At 71.9% G+C, this 17,869-nt stretch carries 14 protein-coding genes and 1 pseudogene; 8 read left to right on the top strand and 7 right to left on the bottom strand.

Annotated elements, in window-relative coordinates; all coding sequences use genetic code 11:
* Positions 1-191: 191 nt before the first annotated feature.
* Both EF879_RS11490 and EF879_RS11495 read right to left on the bottom strand, forming a co-directional pair.
* Positions 192-425: pseudogene (locus EF879_RS11490) on the bottom strand (hypothetical protein); the annotation flags it as partial.
* Between the two features lie 385 nt (positions 426-810).
* Entirely contained in the window at positions 811-1,791 is a 981-nt protein-coding gene (locus EF879_RS11495) for a helix-turn-helix transcriptional regulator (protein WP_123557682.1), read from the bottom strand.
* Positions 1,792-2,079: 288 nt separating this feature from the next.
* On the opposite strand from EF879_RS11495, the gene EF879_RS11500 reads away from it, so the two are divergent.
* Positions 2,080-3,312 (top strand): MFS transporter, encoded by a 1,233-nt coding sequence (locus EF879_RS11500; protein WP_123557685.1) that lies wholly within the window; start codon positions 2,080-2,082, stop codon positions 3,310-3,312.
* A 130-nt stretch (positions 3,313-3,442) separates the two neighbouring features.
* On the opposite strand, the gene EF879_RS11505 is transcribed toward EF879_RS11500, so the two are convergent.
* Positions 3,443-3,688: a mycoredoxin gene (locus tag EF879_RS11505; RefSeq protein ID WP_123557688.1), complete on the bottom strand. Its 246-nt coding sequence runs from the start codon at positions 3,686-3,688 to the stop codon at positions 3,443-3,445.
* 132 nt (positions 3,689-3,820) lie between these two features.
* On the opposite strand from EF879_RS11505, the gene EF879_RS11510 reads away from it, so the two are divergent.
* The 3 genes from EF879_RS11510 (at position 3,821) to EF879_RS11520 (ending at position 6,968) form a co-directional block, all read left to right on the top strand.
* A complete protein-coding gene (locus tag EF879_RS11510) occupies positions 3,821-6,088 on the top strand; it encodes an ATP-dependent DNA helicase UvrD2 (protein ID WP_123557690.1) in 2,268 nt (755 codons plus the stop codon).
* 128 nt (positions 6,089-6,216) lie between these two features.
* Positions 6,217-6,471, top strand: a complete 255-nt coding sequence (locus EF879_RS11515) for a hypothetical protein (RefSeq protein WP_123558376.1) — start codon at positions 6,217-6,219, stop codon at positions 6,469-6,471.
* Positions 6,472-6,602: 131 nt separating this feature from the next.
* Complete coding sequence (locus tag EF879_RS11520; protein ID WP_123557692.1) at positions 6,603-6,968, top strand: WhiB family transcriptional regulator; 366 nt, start codon at positions 6,603-6,605, stop codon at positions 6,966-6,968.
* Between the two features lie 406 nt (positions 6,969-7,374).
* Here the strand turns inward: EF879_RS11520 and EF879_RS11530 are convergent, their stop codons facing one another.
* The 3 genes from EF879_RS11530 to EF879_RS27595 all read right to left on the bottom strand — a co-directional run bounded on the left by EF879_RS11530 (position 7,375) and on the right by EF879_RS27595 (position 10,365).
* Positions 7,375-8,766 carry an AarF/ABC1/UbiB kinase family protein gene (locus tag EF879_RS11530; RefSeq protein WP_123557694.1) on the bottom strand — a complete coding sequence of 464 codons (1,392 nt, stop codon included), beginning with the start codon at positions 8,764-8,766 and terminating at the stop codon, positions 7,375-7,377.
* A gap of 135 nt (positions 8,767-8,901) precedes the next feature.
* Positions 8,902-9,972, bottom strand: coding sequence for a PqqD family protein (locus tag EF879_RS11535; protein ID WP_123557696.1), 1,071 nt, complete (start codon positions 9,970-9,972; stop codon positions 8,902-8,904).
* 225 nt (positions 9,973-10,197) lie between these two features.
* On the bottom strand, positions 10,198-10,365 hold the full coding sequence (locus tag EF879_RS27595) for a DUF5679 domain-containing protein (RefSeq protein WP_199736319.1): 168 nt from the start codon (positions 10,363-10,365) through the stop codon (positions 10,198-10,200).
* Positions 10,366-10,874: 509 nt separating this feature from the next.
* Between EF879_RS27595 and EF879_RS11540 the strand changes: the two genes are divergently transcribed.
* Positions 10,875-11,405: a M48 family metallopeptidase gene (locus EF879_RS11540; protein WP_123557698.1), complete on the top strand. Its 531-nt coding sequence runs from the start codon at positions 10,875-10,877 to the stop codon at positions 11,403-11,405.
* Positions 11,406-11,438: 33 nt separating this feature from the next.
* On the top strand, positions 11,439-12,038 hold the full coding sequence (locus EF879_RS11545; RefSeq protein ID WP_123557700.1) for a hypothetical protein: 600 nt from the start codon (positions 11,439-11,441) through the stop codon (positions 12,036-12,038).
* 78 nt (positions 12,039-12,116) lie between these two features.
* Here the strand turns inward: EF879_RS11545 and EF879_RS11550 are convergent, their stop codons facing one another.
* Positions 12,117-13,340 (bottom strand): zinc-dependent metalloprotease, encoded by a 1,224-nt coding sequence (locus EF879_RS11550; RefSeq protein ID WP_199736382.1) that lies wholly within the window; start codon positions 13,338-13,340, stop codon positions 12,117-12,119.
* A gap of 243 nt (positions 13,341-13,583) precedes the next feature.
* Here EF879_RS11550 and EF879_RS11555 point away from each other — a divergent pair, with 243 nt between their 5' ends.
* Entirely contained in the window at positions 13,584-14,600 is a 1,017-nt protein-coding gene (locus EF879_RS11555) for a PDZ domain-containing protein (protein WP_123557703.1), read from the top strand.
* Positions 14,601-14,816: 216 nt separating this feature from the next.
* Positions 14,817-17,837, top strand: a complete 3,021-nt coding sequence (locus EF879_RS11560; RefSeq protein ID WP_199736321.1) for a UPF0182 family protein — start codon at positions 14,817-14,819, stop codon at positions 17,835-17,837.
* The last annotated feature ends 32 nt before the right edge of the window (positions 17,838-17,869 follow it).

Below are 17,869 nucleotides of genomic sequence, written 5' to 3' on the forward strand. Positions count from 1 at the left end.
TAGGTGGTCAACCCCAGCCGTGAGCCGGGGGTCCCGGGTTGCGGGCCGAGGTGGGACGGTTGCGGAGCCGGGGCCTCCGGCGGCGAGAACGGATTGCCGGAGGGCGTACCGACAACGGGGGGATGGGTGGTCGAACCGTTCGTGGGGGCGGCCGGCTCGGCGGCGTCACGCTGGTCGGCGCGCCGGCGCTCGGGCTCGCCGATGGGGAGCACCTTCACCCGTTGCCGGCCGGCCCGTACGGCACCGACGCTGGCGAGTGCGCGGGCCAGGTGCAACGCGGCCTCCCGGTCGTCGGCCCGGACGACCTGACGGCGGGGCTCGGGAGCGTTCTGCTCGTCGCGGAGGCACTCTCCCTGGGCCCAGGCGGCGGCCAGCTCGTCGTCACCGATGGCACGGATGTCCGTGCGAACGATGAGAAACCGCATGAGTGTCTCCGTGAGACGGTTACGGATTTATGAGTCTCTGATTACTGAGAGAAGTTGCTTCGTGGAACTTCCACGCGTTCTCTTGGCCTATGTTCACCTATGACGGATGGACGGGCAAGTGAAACGCGCCGATTGGCCTGCACGCTCGTCCGATCGGGCGACAAGCCGGTCTCCTGTTCACGCCCGCGACGCCCGCCCGACGGCAAAGTCGCCGGCCAACGGACACGGTTGTCGACGGGCGCCACCGTCGGTCGTCGCCGTCACCGTCCCGTCACCGGCTGGCACCGTCGCACGGCCGCCGTCGACATCCCGGGCGCCCGGCGGGTCCACAGCGGACGAGGCCGCCGGCTCCCGTGTCGGGAACCGGCGGCCTCGTCCGGACGCGTTACTGCTCGGTGAGCCGACCCGTACGCCGGCTGCGCTGGGTGGGTGGCACCGCCGGGGCGCGTACGGCGGCGGGGCTGCGGGCGGGTCGGGAGGATCGCTGGGCGGCGGTGTCGGCGAGCCAGGCGAGTGTCTCGTCGGGACTGAGCGCGGCGCCCTGGAGCCATTCGAAGATTGTGTTGTAGGTGCTGATCTCGTACGGGTCGGTGAGGATCAGGTTCTTGCACTGCCCCTCGATCGCGAGGGTCTCCGGATCCTGGGGCTCGGCGAAGCGGTACAGCGAGAAGCCGGTGTGCGGCAGGTACCAGTCGGCGATGGTGGTCTCCGAGAGCAGCACCTGGAGCGTGACGTTCGGCATCTGGGCGAGCCGGCGCAGCTGCACCAGCTGACCGCGTACCACGTTGCGGGGGCCGGCGCGGCTGCCGAGCGCGGCCTCCTCGATCACCGCCGAGTAGCGTGGCGGCTCGGTGCCCCGCGTGAGGAGCGCCTGCTGCCGGGACATCCGGGCGGCGACCTCGGTCTCCGCATCCTCGGTGTCGTCGTGCTCGGGATCGGTCACCAACTTCCGGGACGAGAGGATCCGCGTCTTCGCGTACTCCTTGGTCTGCAACAGGCCGGGCACGACCACGGGGCTGTACTCGCGGATCTCGACACAGCCCGCCTCCAGCTCGGCGAAGACCTGCTGCCGCGGCGTCATCACCTGGTACGACCGCAGCCAGCCTCGGATGTCGCCGGCCTCGCCGACGATGGTGGCCAGCTCGTCGCGGAGCGGACCGGTGACCCGGTAGAGGTCCAGCAGGTCGAGGACGTCCTTCAGGTCCGGCCGGCTGCGGCCGTTCTCCAGCCGGGACAGTTTGGAGGCGGAGGCCCAGCCCACCGCCTCGATGACCTGGTCGCCGGTGAGCCTGGCCTGCTCGCGGAGGCGGCGTAGCTCCGTGCCGAGCCGGCGGCGTCGCAAGATCGGACTGGGTTGAGGAGGCACTGGATTCTCGCTATCGATCGCGTCGGGCCCGTGGCCGGGCTGGGTGTGGACGGTCCGTTGCGCGCCCCAGCGCTCCAGTATGCCGCGGGGTCAGCACTGTCCGCTGCTGAATGGCCACGGCGTGTCGCGATCCGGCCACGGGTATCGCCCTGAGGCGGTGGCCGGGGCGGTCCACCCTCGACAGGCGGCGGACCCCGGAAGCCACGGCGGCACCCGACCATAGGGATTCGGGCCCGCCCCCGGGGGCCCCACGGTCGACGACCTCGCCCATCCGAAGGGACCCCTCCGATGCGAACCGTGCTGCGCCGTCCCGACTTCCGGCTCCTCTTCGCCGGACTCGTGTTCAGTATGACCGCCGAGTCAATCATGGCGTTGGCGCTGGCGGTCTGGGTCAAGGACCTGACCGGCTCGGACGGCATGGCCGGTGCCACCGTCTTCGCGATGATCGCGCCGATGGTCTTCGCCCCCGTCGTCGGCTGGGTGGCGGACCGGTTCCGCCGCCGCCCGTTCTTCGTCGCGGCCAACATCGGCACCGCGCTCGTGCTCACCCCGCTGTTCCTGGTCCGGGAACGGGACGACGTCTGGATCATCTACGTCGTCGGTTCCCTCTACGGGCTCGCGTACGTCGCGCTCAACGCGGCGCTGAACGGGCTGCTCAAGCAGATCATGCCCGAGGCGCTGATGGCCGAGGCGAACGGTGCGCTGCAGACCGTCAAGCAGGGCCTGCGCCTGGTCGGTCCGCTGCTCGGTGCCGCGCTCTACAGCGGGGCGGGCGGCTGGACCCTGGCGCTCGTCGGGATGGTCGGGTTCCTCACCGCCGCGACCGCGGTCTCCGGGCTGCCGGTCGAGGAGGCGCGACCGCAGCCGGCGCGGCTGCGCTGGATCGCCGAGGTCGGCGCGGGGCTGCGGCACATGACGCACGAACCGGCGCTGCGCCGCGCCGTACTCGGCGTCGCACTGGCCGTCCTGGTGATGGGGTTCAGCGAGTCACTGATCTTCGCGTACGTGGATCAGGGGCTGGGTCGGGAACCGGCGTTCGTCGGCGTCCTGGTGACCGTCCAGGGCGTCGGCGGGCTGCTCGGCGGACTGCTCTCCCCGGTGGTGGTACGCCGGTTCGGCGAGGTGGCCGCGCTCGCCGTCGGGGTGACGGTCTTCGCCTCCGGCGCGCTGCTGCTGGTGTACCCGACGCTGTGGCTGGCCTTCGTGGCCCTGGTCCTGCTCGGGTTCAACCTGCCGATCGCGCTGGTCGGCATGGCGACGCTCATCCAGCGTCGTACCCCCGGGTTCCTCCTCGGCCGGGTCGGCGCGGCGTCCGCGGCGCTGATCAGCGGGCCGTCCGCGGTCTCCATCGGCACCGGGGCGCTCCTGGTCGGTCTGGTGGACTACCGGCTGCTCTTCGTGGTGATGACGGTGGTGATGATGGCCGCGGCCGGCTACCTGTGGACCGGGCGCCGACTCTCGCCGCCGGCCGTCGACCGGCCCCGGGCGCTCACCGTCGCCGCCCGGGTGCGCGGGGACTAGGAGGGCCGCACGTCGGGTCCCGGACCGGAGCGCCGTACGGCGGCGACCGGCGAGGCCGGGCGGGCGCCGGGTCGGGGTGGCCCCGTCCCGCGCGAGAAGCGACAAGATGGGGCCCACCCCTGCAAGCCTGCTATTTCTCCGCGAGCGTGGCCAGCTGCTTCTTGACCTCCACGATGGAGGGGTTGGTCAGCGTGGTGCCGTCCGGGAACCGGACCGTCGGCACGGTCTGGTTGCCACCGTTGACGCTCATCACGAACTCCGCGGCGGCCGGGTCCTGCTCGATGTCCACCACCTCGTAGCCGATGCCCTCCCGATCGAGCTGGGACTTCAACCGGCGGCAGTAGCCGCACCAGGACGTGGAATACATCGTCAACATCGGAACCTCCGCGGTGTCGGTGTCGTCGGCCGGTCCGGCCGGCCGGGTGCCGGCCGGAGATCGGATCGGACGGGATGTCGATCACACAGGCTAAAAGTGCAACGTCGGCGAGGGCTGCCATGATTCCTACCTGTGGCGGCTGACGCAGACGTGGAACGGATCCTGGCCGGGCTCGACCCCGAGCAGCGCAGCGCGGTGACCGCGCCGGCCGGGCCGGTCTGCATCCTGGCCGGGGCCGGCACCGGCAAGACCCGGGCGATCACCCACCGGATCGCGTACCGGGTGCGCAGCGGCCAGATCGCGGCCGGGCACGTCCTCGCGGTCACCTTCACGGCGCGGGCGGCGGCGGAGATGCGGGCCCGACTCGGCGGTCTCGGCGTTCCCGGGGTGCAGGCCCGGACCTTCCACGGCGCCGCCCTCCGACAGGTCCGCTACTTCGCCCCCCGGCTGCTGGGTGGGCGGGAGATGCCGGAGCTGCTGGACAGCAAGGTGCGGCTGGTCACCCTGGCCGCCGCCCGGGCCGGGCTGCGCACCGACCGGGCCGCCGCCCGCGACCTGGCCGGCGAGATCGAGTGGGCCAAGTCCTCGCTGGTCGAGCCCGGGGAGTACGTCGTCGCGGCCGCCAAGGCGGCCCGGGAGACCCCGTTCGAGCCCGCGAAGGTGGCCGAGGTCTTCGCCGCGTACGAGCAGGCCAAGCGGGCCAACGGGGTGATCGACTTCGAGGACATGCTCCGGGCCGCGGTCTGGGGCATCGAGGAACACCCGGACGTGGCCGAACAGATCCGCGCCCAGTACCGGCACTTCGTCGTCGACGAGTACCAGGACGTCAACCCGCTCCAGCAGCGGCTGCTGGAGGCCTGGCTCGGCGGCCGGGACGACCTGACCGTGGTCGGGGACGCCAGCCAGACCATCTACTCCTTCACCGGCGCCACCTCCGGGTACCTGATCGACTTCCCTCGCCGGCACCGGAACGCGGTGGTGGTCCGGCTGGTCCGGGACTACCGCTCGACGCCGCAGGTGGTCGGGCTCGCCAACGCGGTGATCCGGCAGGCCGCCGGCGCCGAGGCTCGGCTGCGGCTGGAGCTGGTCGGACAGCGCCCGCCCGGCCCCGAACCGGACCTGCGGATCTTCCCGGACGAGCCGGCGGAGGCGGCCGCGGTCGCGGTCCGGTGCCGCGAGCTGATCGCCGCCGGTACGCCGGCACGGGAGATCGCCGTCCTGTTCCGTACCAACGCCCAGTCGGAGGCGTACGAGAAGGCGCTGGCCGAGGCGGAGGTGCCGTACCAGGTCCAGGGCGCGGAGCGCTTCTTCGAACGAGACGAGATCCGGCAGGCGATGGTGGCGCTGCGGGCGGCTACCCGGAGCACGCCCGGGCAGGCACCGCTGGTGCCGGCCGTGATCGAGGCACTCGCCGCGGTCGGCTGGGCGCCGGACCGACCCCCGCCCGGCGGCGCGGCGCGGGAGCGCTGGGAGGCACTCGCCGCACTGGTCCAACTCGCCGAGGAGTACGCCGCCACGCCGGCCATCGTGCCGGTCGGCGAGGCGGCGGGCGGGGGGAGGGCGCCGGGTCGCCCGGTGGTCGCCAGCGAGGGGGTCGCCGTCGTGGAACGAGCGATCTCGCTCGCCGACTTCTGCGCGGAACTCGCCCGGCGTGCCGCCGCCCAGCACGTCCCGACGGTCGAGGGTGTGACGCTCGCCTCGCTGCACTCGGCGAAGGGGCTGGAGTGGGACGCGGTGTTCCTGGTCGGGCTCTCCGACGGGACGCTGCCGACCAGCTACGCCAGGACGGCCGAGCAGGTGGAGGAGGAGCGGCGGCTGCTCTACGTCGGCCTCACCCGGGCTCGGGAGTTCCTCTGGCTGTCGTACGCCCAGGCCCGGTCGCCCGGGGGCCGGACCCGACGCCCGTGCCGCTTCCTGCCCCAGTTCGACCGTTCCGGCGGCGGGCGGGCGGCCGGCCGGGGGACGGACGGCGCGACGGGCCGGAAGGCCGACCGGGCGCGCAACCGGGTCGTCTCCTGCCGGGTCTGTGGTGCGACCCTGCTCTCCGGCGCGGATCGCAAGCTGGGCCGGTGTGCGGACTGTCCCTCGGACCTGGACGAGGGGCTGTTCGACCGGCTCCGGGAGTGGCGCAGCCGGGTCGCCGGGGCGCAGAAGGTCCCCGCGTACGTGGTCTTCACCGACGCCACCCTGGTCGCGCTCGCCGAGCGCCGGCCGACCCGGTCGGAGGAACTGCTCGCCATCGCCGGCATCGGCCCCCGCAAGCTCAACCTTTACGGCGACGCGGTGCTCGCGCTGATCGACGGCTCCGAGGTCGACGACGTGCTGATGTCGGCGGAGCCCGGGAGCGGGGCGACGGCCGACGGAGTGGTTCCGGAAGAGACTTCTGTCATCCGGCCGTAAATTCGTTTGCCCTCGCCCCGGGATGAGGAATAGCCTCATGACACACCTCGCGAGCGGCCTCGTTCGGGCTGCTCACGAGGGGTCTGAGTCCGATGTTGGCGACGAGTGAGAGTCAGGAGGTGGCACCGATGGTGACGACATATCTCGTCGAACGACCGTCGGCGCTGTCTGCTGCCCTCGCTCCGATGTCGGAGGCCCGGTGCATCCTGGCCGCCGGCACCCCACGGCTTCCGCAGGCGCACCAGGTACTGGCCCAGGCCGAGCTGGGTCAGGCCCGCGTGTCCGCTGAGCAGGGGACCACCGGATTCACGGGCAATGGCATCCGCGTCGATGTCAAGCGCATGGATGTCAGCGGTGTTCCACCTCGAGGGAGACCGGTCTAAACAGACCAGCCGGCTCACCTCGAGGCCGCGGAACCCGCACACCGGGATCCGCGGCCTTAGTCATTTCCGCACATCGAAGAACGTCGGAACAGCGATCTACGAGATCGAATCGAGAGAGAGGTGACCGGGCGATGAGTCTGGCGTTGGCCCCCGTCGGCGGCAACGTCGAGCTGGAGGCGAACCTGCCCTGCCGGAAGTTCGACCCCGACCTGTGGTTCGCCGACTCGCCCGCCGAGCTGGAGCTGGCGAAGTCGCTCTGCGGGGACTGCCCGCTGCGCGTCGAGTGCCTGGCCGGTGCGGTGGAGCGGGCCGAGCCCTGGGGTGTCTGGGGCGGCGAGATCTTTGAGCGTGGCGCGGTGGTCCCGCGCAAGCGGCCCCGGGGCCGCCCGCGCAAGGAGGACGCTGCCCGCGACGCCGCGCTGCGGGTCGAGGCCCAGGCGCGGCTGGCGGCCAGCGGGCTCGCCGAGTCGCGTACCGCGGTCCGGTTGGCGGCCTGACATGAACCCGATCCGTACCTTCGCCGGCCTCGTACCGGCGCCGCAATCCGCTGAGCTGTCGGTGGTCGCGCAGTCGAACACCGTCCTGCCCGTTCTGAACGGAGTGACCAGGTTGTATCTCATCCACGAAGCGTTGTCCCGGGCCCGAATGCGGGAGCCTCAGGCCGGTCATACCACGAGCACTGAGGCATCCCGTTCCGCCCGTAGCGTCGCCATCCGGGCCCGCCGCCGGGCCGCTCGCGAACTGGGCGTCCTGTAGGCACGTCGGCCCGGGCCGACCCGAGTGAACCGCCGCCGGTGCCGGCGGCGATGGGAGGCCCGGTGCGGTGACGATCCACCGCACCGGGCCTTTTGGGCTGTGGGGTGACCGCGGCCGGGCTGGCCGTCGCGCGGGATACCCGGCAGGCTAGGGCACCGGCGCGAAACCGGGCAGCCAGCGCTCCACGATGCTGCGGTAGGGGGCCTTCGCCTCCAGTTGGCAGAGCACCCCGATCGACCCCAGGGTCACCCGGTGGATCAACAGGTACGACGGCGGCAGGTTGAGCTGCCGGCCCAGCTGGTAGGCCGGTGACCGGGGGTTGGCGATCCGGGCCGCCTCGACCCGCAACCAGGCCCTGGTGAACCGGAACTCCTCCACCGAGAGGGGTTGCAGGATCGGCATCAGGAAGTCGAGCACCGCCTGGGCGTCGATCTTGTTGTCCGCCGGAATGAAACCCTCCTCGCGGAGGCCGGCGACCACCGCCTCGGCGTCGCCGGCGAGCGCGAGCCGGACCAGCCGGCCGATCGGCTCCGGGTGCCCGCCGGGGAGCCGAGCCACCCCGCCAAAGTCGATCACCCCGAGCCGGCCGTCGGGGAGCAGCCGGAAGTTGCCGGGGTGCGGGTCCGCGTGCAGCAGGCCGACCCGCATCGGCGCGGAGAAGTGCAGGGTGGCCATCAGCCGGCCGGCCCGGTCCCGCTCGGCCTGGGTGCCGGAGTCGATGATCTGGGAGAGTGGCGTGCCCTCGACCCAGTCCGTCACCAGCACCTGCGGCGCCGCCGCCACCACGTCGGGGACGAAGATCTCCGGGTCGTCCGCGTACGCCGCGGCGAAGGCCCGCTGGGACTCCGCCTCCAACTCGTAGTCGAGCTCCTCGCTGATCCGGGCGCGGAGTTCGGCGAGCAGCGGCTTGATGTCCAGGCCGGGTTGGATGGCCCGGAACATCGCGCTGAGCCGGGACAGCTGCTTCAGGTCGGAGAGCAGGGCCGGTCCGGCGCCCGGGTACTGCACCTTGACCGCCACCGGGCGCCCGCCGACGGCGTCCGGGCGGGTGGCGGCGGACCGCGCCGTCGCCCGGGCACCCCGGCGTCGTCCGGCCGAGGGCTCGGTCCGCCAGATCGCCCGGTGCACCTGGCCGATGCTCGCCGCCGCCGCCGGCCTGTCGTCGAACTCGACGAAGTACGACCGCCAGTCGGGGCCGAGCTGTTCGGCGAGCACCTGGTGCACGGTCGCCACGGGCAGTGGCGGCGCCGCCTCCTGGAGCTTGGTCAGCGCCTGCCGGTACGGTGCGGCGATCTCGTCGGGCAGCGCGGCCTCGAAGACCGACAGGGCCTGACCGAACTTCATCGCGCCGCCCTTGAGCTGCCCGAGGACGCTGAACAGCTGCTCGGCGGTGCGCTGTTGGATCTCGGTCGAGATGACCTCGGAGGCGAGCCCGGTCACCCGCTTGCCCACGCCGAGCACGGTCCGGCCCGCGAAGCCGAGCGGCAGAGCGGCGAGCTTGGCGGTCCGAGAGACGGCGCGGCGTGGGATGTCGGTCACCAGATCATTGTTACCGACTCAACGGTGTTGCGGCCGGTGTCGGCGGGTGGCCCGGGCCACGTCATCCCCGAGGTCGTGCCCGGTTTGGCGGCTGTTCCGCCCGAGGCGGTCGGTCCGTCCCCCACCGGTGGCGGCCTATGGCGGGTCCGCGCGCCGCCGTCCCCGGCGACCGCACCCGCAGGCGGGGTGGGGTGGCCAGGTGCGGCGCCGGACCTGGCCCGGTCCGGTGACCTCCACGGCTCCGCCCAGCGTCTCCCCGGCGGCGCCGTCCAGGAAGGCGAGGGCCTCGGCCACGGCGTACCCGGTGGCCGCGATCAGGGTGGCGACCAGGCAGGGCTCCGGCGTGGTGCCGGCGGTCAGCTGGGCGGCGAGGTGGGGCCAGCCCGGGTCGCGGTCCTGCCGGTGCAGGTCGATGCAGTTCAGGCAGGGCGAGCCGTTCGCGGGCACCAGTGGGCCGATCACCGGGGTGCCGTCGCGCAGGTCCAGCAGCAGGTGCGGTTGTCGGCGCTGCGCGTACGCGGCGGCGAGCAGCCCGGCGGGACGGTCCACCCCCACCTGGACCACCAGGTCGACCCGGCCGCGTCGGACGGGCCGGACGTCGGTACCGGGTGCGCAGCGGACGATCGCGTCCGCCACGGCGGCGGCCCGGGGCCGCCGGATGTCGGCGGCGAGCAGCCCGCCACCGGCGGTGTCGGTGGGGACGACCTGGCCGGCCAGGTCGGGGTGGACGTGCCCCACCCCCGACTGGGCCAGGGCGATCGCGACCGGGGCGGCGAGCCGGCCTCGCCCGGTCACCACGACCCGGGCGGCGGCGCGCCGGCGGAGCACCTGGGCCGGGGTACCGGAGAGGTCCGGCACCCGCCGGGCGAGCGCCGCGGCCTCGGCGGCGAGCCGCTGCCGGGCCGGCTCGGGCAGGTCGGTGGGGAGAAGCGTGTGCGCGGCGACGACCAGGCCCGCCGCGCGAAGCGTGTCGATCAGGGCGCGGGCGTCGTCCCGGGTGACGTTGACGGTGACGGCGTGGTCCAGGATGGCCCGCTCGCTCCGGGTGCCGTCGAGCAGGTCAAGCAGCCGGGCGGCCGCGGGATTGGCCACCTCGAGCAGGACCGCATGGCGCGGGTCGAGGCCGAGTTGGAGGGTGTGACGGTCACGCCAGAGCCGGGCGAGGCCGGGTAGCAGGGTGGGACGAGGCAGGACGCTTCGGGTCATGGCGAGACAGGCTGTCACCGCTCAGGGCGACGGTGCCGGCGTTCGTCCACAGCCCGGTGGCGCTGTGCACTGCCCTATCCACAGGATTCGGCTCGTTTTCCACAACCGGAAGGTAACTCGTGTCGCCGCGCTGACACGACGGCTGGTGTCCGTACCGCGACAGTCCGCGGAAAGCGGGGAGGGGTGGCCTGGCCACCCCTCCCCGCAGTGCACATGATTGCCGGGTCAGACCTTGGCCTTGCCGAGGATCCGGTTGACGGTCGTGCCACAGACCGGACACTTCCCCTTGGCCATGTTCATCCCCGTCTTGGAAACCTCGACGTTGCCCTCGAAGTCACGCTTCTCCTTGCACTTCACGCAGTATCCGTTGTAGGTCTGGGCCTTATCGGCCACGGTGCCCTCCTCGTCTCCTCCGCCGGCTCTCTCGAGCCTGACGTGCGCCCGGCAGCGGGCCACGTAGGCGCCAGCGCTGGGGTTTCTCCGCGGTCACCGCTGTGACCGCCGGTCCGCGGACCCTACCCAGATCTGGGCAGTTCCATGTCAGCAATCTGTCGACACTGTGAGGAAGCCGACGACCAGAGTGTGCATGCCGGAATAGGTCGGATAAGTCAGTTTCGCAGGGACACGCCGGATGAACCCTGGCGAACGGGGGGCCCGAGGTGCCCACGCGGGAGCCAGGCATGATCGTCTACCGTTGTCAACGATGCCCCGCCGTCTCGATCGGGGACGGCCGGTGCGGCCCGAGGGGCTAACCGGCGATCATCGCAATGAATTTTTTCTGGACTGTTCGGGCCTAACCAGTATTTTTCTGGCAGCAATCTCGGTGTTGACTCTTGCGGTCCCCGGGTCGGTAAGCATTAGTTTTCCATCGTGAACGGAACCCGGGGCTGCGTGGTCCGCTAATGGCGGGGGCGCGCAAGCCGGTCGTCGAGGTGCGGCGCAGTCAGCGCCGGCGTCGGACGGTGTCCGCGTATCGGGACGGCGAGCGCGTCGTGGTCCTCATCCCTGACCAGTTCTCCCGGGCCGAGGAGAGCGAGTGGGTGGACCGGATGCTCGCCCGGCTCGCCGCCCGCGAGGAGCGGGCCGGACGGTCCGACGAGGAACTGCTGCTTCGGTCCCGACGCCTCGTCGACCGCTATCTGAGCGAGCATGGTGGAACCGCGGTGCCGGCGAGCGTCCGGTGGGTGACGAATCAGAATGGTCGTTGGGGTTCATGTACGCCCGCCGATCGCACGATTCGGATCTCCCACCGGATCCAGGAAATGCCGGACTGGGTGATCGATTACGTGTTGCTGCACGAGTTGGCCCACCTCGTGGTGCCCAGCCACGACGCGCGGTTCTGGGCCCTGGTGGGGCGGTACCCGAAGGCGGAACGTGCCCGGGGCTACCTGGAGGGGGTCGCGGCGGCCGCCGGGATAGCCCTGGCCGACTGAGCGGGCACCGGTCCGCGTACTAGGGTCGAGCGGGTGGCCCGCCGTGTGATCGTGGTGATGCTCGGACCTGTCCCGTGGGCGCCGCCGGGGACCAGCCCCGACCAGTGGCGCTCCGCCCTCGCCGAGGACGTGGTCGACCTGGTCGCCACCCTGCGCGAGGTGGACGCCGCCCTCGGCGCCACCGCCGTCGACCGGCCACTGGCGGAGGCGGTCGCCTGGCCCGGCATGCCGGTCTACGAGCTGCCGGCTCCCCGGGTCGGCGCGGCGTTCGCCGCCGCGGCCGCCGACGGGTACGACCAGGCGGCCGTCATCGCCGCCGACGTACCGGACCTGCCAGGGCTGCTCCTCGGCAAGCTGCTGCGTCCGCTGACCACCCGGGCCGTCGCGGTCGCTCCCGCGCTCGGCTCCGGTCCGGGGCTGCTCGGGGTGGCGGCCCGGCTGCCGGTGCCGGCCTGGCTGCCGGAGCTGGACCTCGACACCGCCACCACCGGCCAGCTCCGGAGCGCCGCACCGCGACCGGGCGAGGTCGCCGTCACCCCGGGTTGGCGCAGGATCCGGGCCGCCGCGGACGTCGCCACGCTGGATCCGGCGGTCGAGGGGTGGGACACCACACGGATGCTGCTCGGCGGCTGACCGGCCCGGCCCCATCCGTTCGGCTGACCGGACCGGCCCCACCTGCCCGCACCGTCGCCCGGCTCGAATCCGGGGCGGCTATCCGGTCTGTCCCGGGCCGGAGTCGTCCGGCTCGTCCGGCCGCTCCTGATCCGGCTCCGCCGCCCTCTCGGCGGTGCCGAAGTCGAGGTCCTCCAGGTCTCTGAGGTCGAGCTGGGACCGGGCGAAGGCCTGCGGGTCGGCGAAGTCCTCCTCGGCGGGGAGCAGGTCCGGGTGGCCCCAGAGCGCGTCCCGGCCGGCGATCCCCCGGTGCTCGGTCAGCGCCGCCCAGAGCGCCGCCGCCTCGCGAAGCCGGCGGGGACGCAGCTCCAGCCCGACCAGGGCCGCGAACGTCTGCTCGGCCGGGCCACCGGCGGCCCGCCTCCGCCGGAACGCCTCGCTGAGCCGGTTGGCGTTGGGCAGGCGGCCCGAGGCGGCGGCGTCGACGACGTGGCAGACCCACCCCTCGACCAGGGCCAGCGTGGTCTCCAGCCGGGCCAACGAGGCCTTCTGCGCCGGGGTGTCCTCCGGGGTGAAGATCCCCTCCAGCGCCAGCGCCTGGAGCGACTCCGGGTTCATCGGATCGAGCCGGCCCATCGCCTCCTCGATCGCCTCCCGGTTCACCGTGATGCCGGCCGCGTACACCTCCACGGCGCTGAGGACGTGGCCGCGCAGCCACGGCACGTGCTGGAAGAGTCGCTGGTGCGCCGCCTCACGCAGCGCGACGTAGAGCCGTACCTCGTCCTCGGGGAGTTCGAGGCCCTCGCCGTACCTCTTGATGTTGGCCGGGACGAGTGCGGCCGTGCCGGCCGGACCGAGCGGGAGACCGATGTCGCCGGCCGAGAGCACCTCGGCGGCGAGCGACCCGAGCGCCTGACCGAGCTGGCCGCCGAAGAGCGCCCCGCCGAGGGTGGTGAGCATCGACTGCATCGGCCCGAGCTGCGCCCGGGCCTCCGGCGGCACCAGGTCGCTCATCGCGCTCACCATCCGCCCCGCCACCGGGTCGCAGAGCTTCCGCCAGACGTCGAGGGTCTTGTAGATCCACTCGTTCCGGTTCCAGGCCAGCGAGACGCGGATGCCGGACGGATGTGCCGAGGCGGGATCGAGCCACAGGTCGGCCAGGCGCAGCGCCTCCTCGACCGCGTTGCGCTCGTACGGCGTCACGGCCGGGTCGCCGGCGGCGGCGAGCTGGCTGGCCGCGACCTGGCGGGCCAGGTCCCAGTTGACCGGGCCGCTGCCCGGGGCGGCGAACAGTTGGTGAAGCTGGGCCATGAACTGCTGCATCTGCCGCGGGTCGTTGGGGTCGGGCGGTTGACCACCCGGGAGGGCGAAGCCGAACGGGATATCAGGCACCCGTCCACGGTACGCGCGCGGCCCAGCCGGACGCCCGTCCAGGTGTTGCGCTGAGAGGGGAAATCCGGGTCGCACCAGGGTCGGGGAGCCTCCGGGGCGGCGGTGAGCCGCCACCGGGCGGAGACCGGGGTTCGGTCGCCGGCGAGTCCCCGGCGCATGGGTACGCTTCGCCCTATGAGACGTCGCGGTGTCACGGTTCTGCTCGGCGCGGTGATCACCGCCCTGCTCAGTCTCGGCGTGCTCGCCGCTCCCATCCCGTACGTCGTGCTCGGCCCGGGCCCGACCGTGGACACCCTGGGCCGGCAGGACGACAAGGAGGTGATCCAGGTGTCCGGCCGGGAGACCTCCACCTCGGCGGGGCAACTGCGACTGACCACGGTCGGGGTCCAGCCCGACGTCAAACTCCTCACCGCGATCGCCGGCTGGCTCTCCTCCGACGAGGCGGTGGTGCCGTACGAGCTGATCTACCCGCCGGGTGAGACGCAGCAGGAGGTGGAGCGGCGCAACGCCGAGGACTTCGCCGCCTCCCAGACCAGCGCGGAGACGGCGGCCCTGCGCGAACTCGGCTACCCGGTGCAGGTGGTGGTCAAGAACGTCGTCGCCGGCGGCGCCTCCGAGGGGATCCTGAAGGCCGGCGACATCATCACCTCGGTCGACGACAAGCCGGTACCGACCGCGGGGACCCTCACCAGGCTGGTGCAGGCCCAGCCGGCCGGTACGGCGCTCACCATCGGCTACACCCGCGACGGCGCGCCGGCGACCGCGACCATCGTGACCCGCGCCACGGACGGCGGGCCGCCCCGGATCGGCGTCGAGGTCGAACAGCGGCAGCCGCACCCGTTCGATCTGAAGATCGATCTCGGCAACATCGGCGGGCCGAGCGCCGGCCTGATGTTCGCGCTCGGAATCATCGACAAGCTCACCGCGGAGGACCTCACCGGCGGTCGGATCATCGCGGGCACCGGCACCATCAACGACGAGGGCGAGGTCGGCCCGATCGGCGGTATCCCGCAGAAGCTCGTCGGGGCGAAGCGCGCGGGGGCGACGTACTTCCTCGTGCCGGCCGACAACTGCGCGGAGGCCGTGCGCAACGCCCAGCCCGGACTCCCGATGGCCCGGGTCGCCACCCTCCAGGACGCGCTCGCCGCCCTGGCGACCATCCGCGCCGGGGGCGAGCCGCCGCACTGCTGACCCGGCTGCCGACCCCGCCACCGGATCCGTCTTTCCGGAGGATCCGGCTCCGTCCGCGGCGTCGGCCGCGGCTGCCCCGGGCGGCACGCGTCCGTCGTTCGGCGTGCCCGATTCGCCGCCTCGTTGACGGCGGACCGATCAGACCCAGGAATACCCCGTAGTCTAGGTGCCTGATCAGAGCCGGTCACTTCCGAACGTGCGGAGCCAACAGTGGTCATGCGTAGCAGCCCCCTACCAAGAATGAGCCGGCGCGGCCGCGCCACGGTGGGCGTCCTCCTCGGGGTGTTTCTGCTTCTCACCCTGCTCGGCTGGGGCGTCCAGGCCTGGACCGACTGGCTCTGGTTCCAGGAGGTCGACTACACGCAGGTCTTCACCGGCGTGCTGGTCACCCGGATCCTGCTCTTCGTCGTGGTCGGGCTGGCCATGGCGTTGCTGGTCGCCGGCAACATGTGGCTGGCCTACCGGCTGCGACCGCTGCTGCGGCCGAACTCGCCCGAGCAGGTGACCCTGGAGCGCTACCGTTCGATCCTGACGCCGCGGATCGGCATCTGGCTCGCCGCGATCGGGGTGATCGTCGGGTTCTTCGCCGGGCTCTCCGCGCAGACCCGCTGGGCCCAGTGGATGCTCTTCCGCAATTCGCAGAACTTCGGGGTGCGGGATCCCGAATTCCACATCGACGTCGGCTTCTACGTCTTCCAGTTCCCGTTCCTGCGCTACCTGCTCGGCGTCGGGTTCACCGCCGTGGTGCTGGCGGTGATCGGTTCGCTCGCGATGCACTACATCTTCGGCGGGGTACGGCTCCAGGGGGTCGGCGACCGGATGACCACCGCCGCCCGGGCCCACCTGACCACGCTGGTCGCGGTCTTCGTCCTGCTCAAGGCGGTCGCGTACGTCCTGGACCGCCGGGCCATGCTGCTGGAGTTCAACGAGGGGGTCGACCTCTACGGGGCTGGGTACGCCGCCATCAACGCCCTGCTGCCGGCGAAGGAGATCCTGGCGTACATCTCGATCGTGGTCGCGATCGCGATCATCGTCTTCTCCAACGCCGTGATGCGGAACCTGGTCTGGCCCGGCATCTCCCTCGCCCTGCTCGGTATCTCGGCGGTGGCGATCGGCGGCATCTACCCGTGGGCGGTGCAGACCTTCGAGGTGCGGCCGAGCGTGAAGGACAAGGAAGCGGTCTACATCCAGCGGAGCATCGACGCCACCCGGGCCGCCTTCGGCCTCGCGGACACCAAGGTCATCCCGTACAGCGCGTCCAACCTCAGGCCACCGGAGAGCCTGGCCACCGACACCAACGTGGTGCCGAACGTCCGGTTGCTCGACCCGCAGCTGGTCTCCGAGACGTACACGCTCGCGCAGCAGGTGCGCAGCTTCTACGACTTCGGGGAGAAGCTCGACATCGACCGCTACCAGATCGGCGGCAAGACCCAGGACGTCGTCGTCGGGATGCGCGAGATCAACTACCTGAAGCTGACCGACCAGCAGAGCAACTGGATCAACCGGCACACCATCTACACCCACGGCTACGGCATGGTCAGCGCCCCGGCCAACCGGGTGGTCTGCGGCGGCCAGCCGTACTTCGTCTCCGGCTTCCTCGGGGAGCAGCGCCAGGAGGGCTGCTCCTCGGCGACCGAGCAGATCGTGGTCGATCAGCCGCGGATCTACTACGGCGAGCAGATGGACGACGGCGACTACGCGATCGTCGGGCAGACCGACCCCAACCGCCACGTCGAGTTCGACCGGCCGACCAGCCAGGAGGGCGAGGGCGGCTACACCTACACCGGCTCGGGCGGGGTCGACATCGGCTCGTTCGGGCGCCGACTGCTCTACGCGATCAAGGAGCAGGAGCCGAACTTCCTCCTCTCCGAGGCGGTCAACGCCAACTCCAAGCTCCTCTACGTGCGGAACCCGCGGGACCGGGTGGAGAAGGTGGCGCCGTTCCTCACCCTGGACGGCGACCCGTACCCGGCGGTGGTCGGTGGCCGGATCGTCTGGATCCTGGACGGCTACACCACCGCGGCCACCTACCCGTACTCCCAGCAGATCAACCTCCAGGAGGAGACGGCCGACGAGCTGACCGGCCTCGGCACGTTCGAGCTGGCCCGCGAGAACATCAACTACATCCGGAACTCGGTCAAGGCCACGGTCGACGCGTACGACGGCACGGTCCGGCTCTACGAGGTGGACGACCAGGACCCGGTGCTGAAGGCGTGGAACAAGGCCTTCGGCGGTGACCTGGTGATCCCGAAGTCGGAGATTCCCGCCGAGCTGGCCGAACACTTCCGTTACCCGGCCGACCTGTTCAAGGTGCAGCGCAACCTGCTGGCGAAGTTCCACGTGACGAACCCGTCCGAGTTCTTCTCGGGGCAGGACTTCTGGGAGGTGCCGAACGCCCCGGACGCTCCGGACAGCGGGAAGAAGCAGCCGCCGTACTACCTGTACACCCAGTTCCCGGAGCAGGAGGGGCCGCGCTTCCAGCTCACCTCGGCGGTCACCCCCGTCGGGCGGCAGAACCTCGCCGCGTTGATCAGTGGGTCGTACGTCGACGGCCAGCCCCGGCTGGAGGTGCTGGAGCTGCCCGACCAGACGGCGATCTCGGGGCCGGTCCAGGTCCACCAGAACATGACCAACAACGCGACCATCCGACAGCAGCTCAACTGGCTCACCTCGAACCAGGCGCAGGTGCAGTACGGCAACCTGCTCTCGCTGCCGTTCGGCGACGGGATGCTCTACGTCGAGCCGGTGTACGTGAAGAGCAACCAGCAGAACGCGTATCCGCTGCTCCAGCGGGTGCTGATCTCGTACGGTGACGGCGGCCAGTACGTCGCCCTCGCGAACAGCCTGGAGGAGGGGGTCAAGGAACTCGTCCGGCAGGGCAAGGAGGCCGGCACCGGCACCGGTACCCAGCCTCCGCCGCAGACGGGGGACACCACCACCCCGCCGTCGTCGCCACCCCCGTCGGATGGGACTCCTCAGCTCACGCCGGAGTTGGCCGCCGCCGCGACGAAGATCCAGAACGCCATCGCCGAGGTGAAGGCGGCCCAGGCGTCGGGCGACTTCGCGCGGTATGGCCAGGCCCTGAAGGCCCTGGACGAGGCGATGAACGAGTTCCAGGAGGCGCAGAAGGCGGCTTCCGGGACGCCGACCCCGGGTGGCTCTCCGGCCCCGGCCGGCTCACCGGCCGCCAGCGGCGGTACGCCGAGCCCGTCGCCGTCTCCGGGTACCGGCGGCTGACCTGTGCGTTCTCCCTGATCGGCGGCCGCCAC

Origin of the sequence: Micromonospora sp. HM5-17 (genome assembly GCF_003762835.1) — a bacterium.
Lineage (GTDB): Bacteria > Actinomycetota > Actinomycetes > Mycobacteriales > Micromonosporaceae > Plantactinospora.

Bases quoted from the DNA above. Each gene is read 5' to 3' on its own strand.
- EF879_RS11555 (WP_123557703.1), top strand. From the start codon at position 13,584: ATGAGACGTCGCGGTGTCACGGTTCTGCTCGGCGCGGTGATCACCGCC.
- EF879_RS11550 (WP_199736382.1), bottom strand. From the start codon at position 13,340: ATGCAGCAGTTCATGGCCCAGCTTCACCAACTGTTCGCCGCCCCGGGC.
- EF879_RS11520 (WP_123557692.1), top strand. From the start codon at position 6,603: ATGAGTCTGGCGTTGGCCCCCGTCGGCGGCAACGTCGAGCTGGAGGCG.
- EF879_RS11515 (WP_123558376.1), top strand. From the start codon at position 6,217: ATGGTGACGACATATCTCGTCGAACGACCGTCGGCGCTGTCTGCTGCC.
- EF879_RS11500 (WP_123557685.1), top strand. From the start codon at position 2,080: ATGCGAACCGTGCTGCGCCGTCCCGACTTCCGGCTCCTCTTCGCCGGA.
- EF879_RS11505 (WP_123557688.1), bottom strand. From the start codon at position 3,688: ATGTTGACGATGTATTCCACGTCCTGGTGCGGCTACTGCCGCCGGTTG.
- EF879_RS11560 (WP_199736321.1), top strand. From the start codon at position 14,817: ATGCGTAGCAGCCCCCTACCAAGAATGAGCCGGCGCGGCCGCGCCACG.
- EF879_RS11540 (WP_123557698.1), top strand. From the start codon at position 10,875: ATGGCGGGGGCGCGCAAGCCGGTCGTCGAGGTGCGGCGCAGTCAGCGC.
- EF879_RS11535 (WP_123557696.1), bottom strand. From the start codon at position 9,972: ATGACCCGAAGCGTCCTGCCTCGTCCCACCCTGCTACCCGGCCTCGCC.